The 5,657-nt window shown below is 72.7% G+C and carries 6 protein-coding genes; 2 read left to right on the top strand and 4 right to left on the bottom strand.

The annotated features are described in order from the left end of the window. Nucleotides 1-102: 102 nt before the first annotated feature. Together AB0J68_RS25625 and AB0J68_RS25620 are read right to left on the bottom strand one after the other, a co-directional pair. Entirely contained in the window at nt 103-1,002 is a 900-nt protein-coding gene (locus tag AB0J68_RS25625) for a TIGR01777 family oxidoreductase (RefSeq protein ID WP_363940727.1), read from the bottom strand. A 146-nt stretch (nt 1,003-1,148) separates the two neighbouring features. After that, entirely contained in the window at nt 1,149-2,138 is a 990-nt protein-coding gene (locus AB0J68_RS25620; RefSeq protein ID WP_354859726.1) for an aldo/keto reductase, read from the bottom strand. 60 nt (nt 2,139-2,198) lie between these two features. On the opposite strand from AB0J68_RS25620, the gene AB0J68_RS25615 reads away from it, so the two are divergent. Next, nucleotides 2,199-2,645, top strand: coding sequence for a MerR family transcriptional regulator (locus AB0J68_RS25615; protein WP_363940725.1), 447 nt, complete (start codon nt 2,199-2,201; stop codon nt 2,643-2,645). Here the strand turns inward: AB0J68_RS25615 and AB0J68_RS25610 are convergent. Both AB0J68_RS25610 and AB0J68_RS25605 read right to left on the bottom strand, forming a co-directional pair. After that, on the bottom strand, nt 2,587-3,087 hold the full coding sequence (locus tag AB0J68_RS25610) for a hemerythrin domain-containing protein (protein WP_363940723.1): 501 nt from the start codon (nt 3,085-3,087) through the stop codon (nt 2,587-2,589). The two genes, AB0J68_RS25615 and AB0J68_RS25610, sit on opposite strands and share 59 nt — an antisense overlap. A 77-nt stretch (nt 3,088-3,164) precedes the next feature. Continuing rightward, nucleotides 3,165-4,508 (bottom strand): low temperature requirement protein A, encoded by a 1,344-nt coding sequence (locus AB0J68_RS25605; protein ID WP_354859731.1) that lies wholly within the window; start codon nt 4,506-4,508, stop codon nt 3,165-3,167. Nucleotides 4,509-4,748: 240 nt separating this feature from the next. Here AB0J68_RS25605 and AB0J68_RS25600 point away from each other — a divergent pair. Further along, nucleotides 4,749-5,657 (top strand): SDR family NAD(P)-dependent oxidoreductase (locus tag AB0J68_RS25600; RefSeq protein ID WP_363940720.1); only part of this gene is annotated, 909 nt, incomplete at its 3' end.

The following is a 5,657-nucleotide window of genomic DNA, read 5'->3' as shown; positions in this document are numbered from 1 at the left end:
CCCGCCCCGCCACCGCCGCCCCGGTGATCAAGAGGTTTGCGTCAGAATCCGGCCCCCGGATGACGCAAACCTCTTGATCACGCGGGAGGGGTCAGGGAGGGGTCAGGGGGTGAGGGCCGCCTGGAGAGCTTGCGGGAGGGTGGGGTGGTGGTAGGGGTAGGCGGCCTTTGTCAGGACTCCGGGGTGGACTCTCGTGCTGGTCAGGGCCTCGTGGGCGAAGCCGCCGAGCGCCACCTTCAGGGCCAGGGCGGGGATCGGGATGATCGCCGGCCGGTGCAGCTGCCGGGCCAGCTCCCGGGTGAACTCGGCGTTGGTCACCGGATGCGGCCCCACCACGTTGACCGGGCCGGCGATCTCGTCGTGGGCCAGCAGGAAGAGTGTCGCGTCCAGCCAGTCGGCCATCGAGATCCACGGCAGCCACTGCCGGCCACTGCCCAGTCGCCCGGCGATGCCCAGCTTGAACGGCAGCAACTGCGGCTTGAGCAGCCCGCCGTCGCGGTGCAGGGGCAGGCCGGTGCGCAGTCGCACCACGCGTACGCCGGCGTCCTCGGCCGGACGGGTCGCGGCCTCCCACACCCGGCAGACGTCGGCCAGGAAACCCTCGCCGGCGGGCGCGTCCTCCTCGACGACCCGGTCGCCCGTGTTGCCGTACCAGCCGACGGCCGACGAGTTGAGTAGAGCTCGGGGACGGTCGGCGGCCGGCAGCCCGGCGATCGTCGTCGCGAGCGTGGTGCTGCTGTCCACCCGGCTGGTCCGGATGAGCCGCCGGTAGTCGTCGTTCCAGCGCTTGTCGCCGACGCCCGCGCCGGCCAGGTTGATGACGGCGTCCGCACCGGCGACCGCAGCCGGGTCGAGATGGCCGGCCGCCGGGTCCCACTGCCGCTCCCGCGGGTCGCGCGCCGGTCGGCGCACCAGCCGGGTGACCTCGTGCCCGTCGGCGGCGAGCCGGTCGCCCAGCCGGGTGCCGAGAAAGCCGGACGCGCCGGCCAGAAGGATCCGCATGCCCTTATCTTCGTCGAAAACGCCACCCCCGGATGCGCCCTGGCCCCACTCCTCGCCGATCTTGCACTTGGTGTCGTCGTTATGTCGGGCGAGGCCCGATTCGTCGCCACCGAAAGTGCAAGATCGACGAGGAGTGGGGGAGCGGGTCACCCGTGGCGGAGGTCTTTGAGGAGGCCTTCCACCTCGGCGTACGCCTCCGGGGGGAGCGGGCCCAGGGTCAGGGTTGCCAGGTTTTCGTCGGCCTGGGCCACTGTGCGGAGGCCGGGGATCGGCACCGTGCGCGGGCTGCGGGCCAGCAGCCAGCCGAGCGCGCCCTGCGCGAGGGTCCGCCCGTCCGCGGTGAGCGCCGCGCGGACCTGCTCGACCCGTGCCGCCCACCGTGGCGTGGGCCGGCCGTCGGTGAACCACTGCAACCACTCGGGCGCGCGACCGCGCACGTCGTCCGCGCCGAGCGCGCGGGTCGACCCGGTGAGCAGGCCCATCGCCAGCGGCCCCCGGTTGAGGCTGGCCAGGTCGTGGCGGTCACAGACGGCGAGGACCGCCGCGTTGTCGCTCAGCACCGACTCGTCGTGCTGAATGGCGACGCAGCGCGCCCCGGCCGCCGCGAACGCCTCCGCCGAGGCCGGGTTGTCGGTGCTCCAGCCGTACGCCCGGATCTTGCCCTGGTCGACCAGGTCCTCCAGGGTGCCGACCAGGTCGAGCGCGGCGGGCACCGGCAGGTCGTTGATGTGCAGTTGGTAGAGGTCCACGTGGTCGGTGCCGAGCCGCCGCAGCGAGTCCTCCAGGCTGCGCACGGCGAACGCCGGGCTGGCGTCGGTGCCGAGTGCCCGCCGGGTGGCCTCGTCGCTGACGTTGCCGAACTTGGTGGCGATCACCGCCTCGGCCCGGCGACCCGCCAGGGCCCGACCGAGGACGCGCTCGCTGTGCCCGGCGCCGTAGTTGCTGGCCGTGTCGAACAGGGTCACCCCGAGATCGAGAGCGCGGTGGATGGTACGGATCGACTCGTCGTCGTCCACCTCTCCCCAACCGAACGGCTGGCCGTCGTCACCCCAGAGCGGGCCGCCGATCGCCCAGCACCCCATCCCGATCGCGCTCACCTCGATGCCGCTGCGTCCCAGCGTTCGTGTCGTCGTCATGCGGACCAGCCTCCAACCTGGAGTGCGCTCCAGGTCAAGGGGTGGCTACCATGCCGAGACATGACCGGTTACGCCCCCGCGGAGGCTGCCCGGCGCAGCGGCTTCACCCTGGACACGCTGCGGTACTACGAGAAGATCGGCCTGCTGGCCGACGTGGGTCGCACGGCGGGCGGCCGGCGCGTCTTCACCGACGACGACCTGAGCTGGCTGGTGCTGTTCCGCTGCCTGCGCGACACCGGGATGCCGATAGCCCAGATGTGCCGGTACGCGGCCCTGGCCCGCGAGGGTGAGCACACCGTCGACGAGCGGCGCGAGCTGCTGCAACGACACGCGGCGCAGGTCGAGGAGCAGATGCGCCTGCTCCAGCGCCAGTACGACCACCTCCGGGAAAAGATCCGCTTCTACGAGCGCCTGCCCGGCCCGGGCGCATCCGGCGAGGACCAGGCCGTCACGCGGCCGGCGGGGTCAGGCCGAGGAGGTCCTCGGTCGTCCCGGGCCGGCCGGTGAGCGCGTTCAGCGCGGTGACGAGCCGTTTCTCCTCGTACCGGAAGTGCGACTCCAGCAGCGCGGCCAGCCCGTCCAGCTCGGCGCGTACCTGGGCGGTCGGCAGCGGCCGGTCGTCGCCCAGCACCTGCTCGATCCGCCCGAGGATCCCCGCCACCACCTCGTGGTCGGCGATCAGATTGGCCAGGACCGGGCGCAGCTCGGGAACCTCGTCGGCCAGGACCCGGAACGCCCTGGCGTCCTCACCGGTGTGGTGGCGGCCGAGCGCGGCGCAGAAGGTCAGACAGTGGGCCCGCAGGTCCCGCGACGGGCGGGCGTCGCCGGTGGGGGAGTCGCCGAGCTCGGCCCGCAGGCGGGCCAGCTCCGCGCCGAGCCAGAGGTGGATCTCGATCATCTGATTGCCGACGGCGGCGAGCCGGCCGGCGGGTGAACTGGTCGGGTGCACGTTCGTCCCATGCTGTCCCCGCGCCTCCATGCCCACGGCGGCCTTCGTGCCGGGTGCACCGCGACGCTGACCGCAGTCTAGCGTTCCGGTGTGCCTGGCTCGTCGGGCTCCGGGGGGTCGTGCCAGCGGGCCCGCCAGGCGGCCTCGTTGGCCTCGTGCGTCGTCCGTTCCTCGAACACGGCGGCCCGCAGCGCGTGCCGGGAGCCCGACATCACCAGCACCTCCACGGCCACCAGTCCGACGCAGATCACGGTGGCGAGAGCGAGCGCGCCCAGGGCCGGCAGGTGCTGGCCGACCGGCAGGGCGACCGTCAGCACCACGATCACGCCGACGCGGGTCCACGTGGCGGTGTGCAGGGTGCGGAGCTGGAACAGCATGTTGACGGCGAAATAGAAGATCAACCCACCGAAGAGCATGGGTACGGCGGGTCCCTCGATCCGTTGAGCGGGCCCGCCGGCCGGGTCGGTGACCTGGTGCAGGATCTCCTCGCTGCCGATGGAGAAGAGGATCACGGCGGCGATCATCGGTAGGTACAGGTACGCGTACGCGTCGCGGGCCATCGCCACGCGCGGGCCGCCCTCCGCCGCGTGCAGGGCGATCCGGGCGGCCGGCCCGACGAAGTCGAAGTGCGCCCACCACAGCGCGGCGGTGAGCACGATGCCGAGCGCGGCGGCCGCCACCGCAGGCCAGGTGACCGGTTGGCCGAGCAGGTTGCCGCCCACGCCCACGGAGATCACCGACTCGCCCAGCGCGATGATCAGGATGAGGTCGTAGCGTTCGGTCCAGTGTTCGGCGCTGGTCACCCCCCAGCCCCAGGTGCCGACGATGAAGCCGGTGGCGAACTGGACCACCACCACGGTGATCCACAGGCCGTCGCGGACCAGCGCGGCCCGGCTGGGGTCGCCGATCAGGGGCGGGAGGAGCGCGGCGGCCAGCAGCAGGACGATGCTCGCCGCCAACTCCGGCGCGAACCGGCGAAGCTGCCGGCGCTCCTGCGGGGTGTCGCGCACCACGTGCTGATACAGGATCCAGTGGATGCCGCGGACCACGACGTAGCTGATGGCCACCAGCATCGGGCCGGCGGCGCCCGCCTTCGGGTCGCTGAACGCCTGCGGCAGCGCGAGCGCGAACGAGAACAGGGCGGCCATCGCGATGACCATCAGCACCGGGACGTAGCCCTCGCCGAGGCGGACGCGGGTGGCGACCAGGCTGTGCACCACCCAGCACCACCAGAGCACGGCGAGCACCAGGCTGGCGTGCAGCAGCTGCCGGCCGGAGACGTTCGCGGCGGTGGCCCGGGTGATGATGAAGAACGAGAAGACGAAGACCAGGTCGAAGAAGACCTCGAACTTGTCCACCCGGGCGCCGGGGGCGATCGGGACGGCTGGTCCCAGTTGTCCACCCCGCCGGTAGCCGCCCACGGTCCCACTCTGGCAGCGTCCGGCCTGCGCGGAGGACGGAACGGGTCAGCCCGCGTCGCGGGACCGCAGACCGTCCATCAGCAGGTCGAGCAGCCGGTTACCTCCGGTCCGGGACGGGAAGACGCCTGGACCGCGGCCTGAGGCAGCCGTTCGCGGTTGCGCAGCGCGTCCGCCCGCACCGGGCGGGGGCTGGTTACCGGCGGGCCGACCGGCCCGCGCCACCCGGGACAAGGATGGATCATGACGACGAGCAACCCGATCACCACGTCGTTCGCCCATGACTCCACGGCCATGGACGTGATCCGGGGCGTGGACCTCGTCGGCCGGCGGGCGGTCGTCACCGGCGGATCGTCCGGCATCGGCGTGGAGACCGCCCGTGCCCTGGCCAGCGCCGGCGCGGAGGTCACCCTGGCCGTCCGCAACCCCGACGCCGGCCAGAAGGCCGCCGACGACATCACCGGCGCCACCGGCAACGACCGCGTCCAGATCGCCCCGCTCGACCTCGCCGACCAGGATTCGATCGCCGACTTCGTGGCCAACTGGGACGGCCCGCTGCACATCCTGGTCAACAACGCCGGCATCATGGCCGCGCCCCTGAGCCGCACCCCGCAGGGCTGGGAGATGCAGTTCGCCACCAACCACCTCGGGCACTTCGCGCTCGCCACCGGGCTGCGCCCGGCGCTCGCCGCCGCCGACGGGGCCCGGATCGTCTCGGTCAGCTCCGCCGCCCACCTGCGCTCGCCGGTGGTCTTCGACGACATCCAGTACGACCGCCGCGAGTACGAGCCGTGGCAGGCGTACGGGCAGTCGAAGACGGCGAACGTGCTCTTCGCCGTGGAGGCGACCCGCCGCTGGGCCGACGACGGTATCTTCACCAACTCGCTGATGCCCGGCGCGATCCGCACCAACCTCCAGCGCTACGTCAGCGAGGAGGAGCTGAACCGGTTGCGCGCGGGCAACGCGGCGGCGTGGAAGACCGTCGAACAGGGTGCCGCCACGTCGGTGCTGGTGGCCGCGTCGCCACTGCTCGACGGCGTGGGTGGGCGCTACTTCGAGGACTGCCAGCAGGCAGCCCCCGCCCGGCCCGGCGGGCGCACGGGCGTCGCGGAGTACGCGCTGGACCCGGAGGCCGCCGAGCGGCTCTGGCAG

The sequence above is a fragment of the Micromonospora sp. NPDC049580 genome, from assembly GCF_040675595.1.
GTDB lineage: Bacteria > Actinomycetota > Actinomycetes > Mycobacteriales > Micromonosporaceae > Micromonospora.
Note: the sequence above shows the minus strand (reverse complement) of the source record. Positions and strands in the feature narration are given on the sequence as shown.

Bases quoted from the DNA above. Each gene is read 5' to 3' on its own strand.
- AB0J68_RS25620 (WP_354859726.1), bottom strand. From the start codon at position 2,138: ATGACGACGACACGAACGCTGGGACGCAGCGGCATCGAGGTGAGCGCG.
- AB0J68_RS25615 (WP_363940725.1), top strand. From the start codon at position 2,199: ATGACCGGTTACGCCCCCGCGGAGGCTGCCCGGCGCAGCGGCTTCACC.
- AB0J68_RS25625 (WP_363940727.1), bottom strand. From the start codon at position 1,002: ATGCGGATCCTTCTGGCCGGCGCGTCCGGCTTTCTCGGCACCCGGCTG.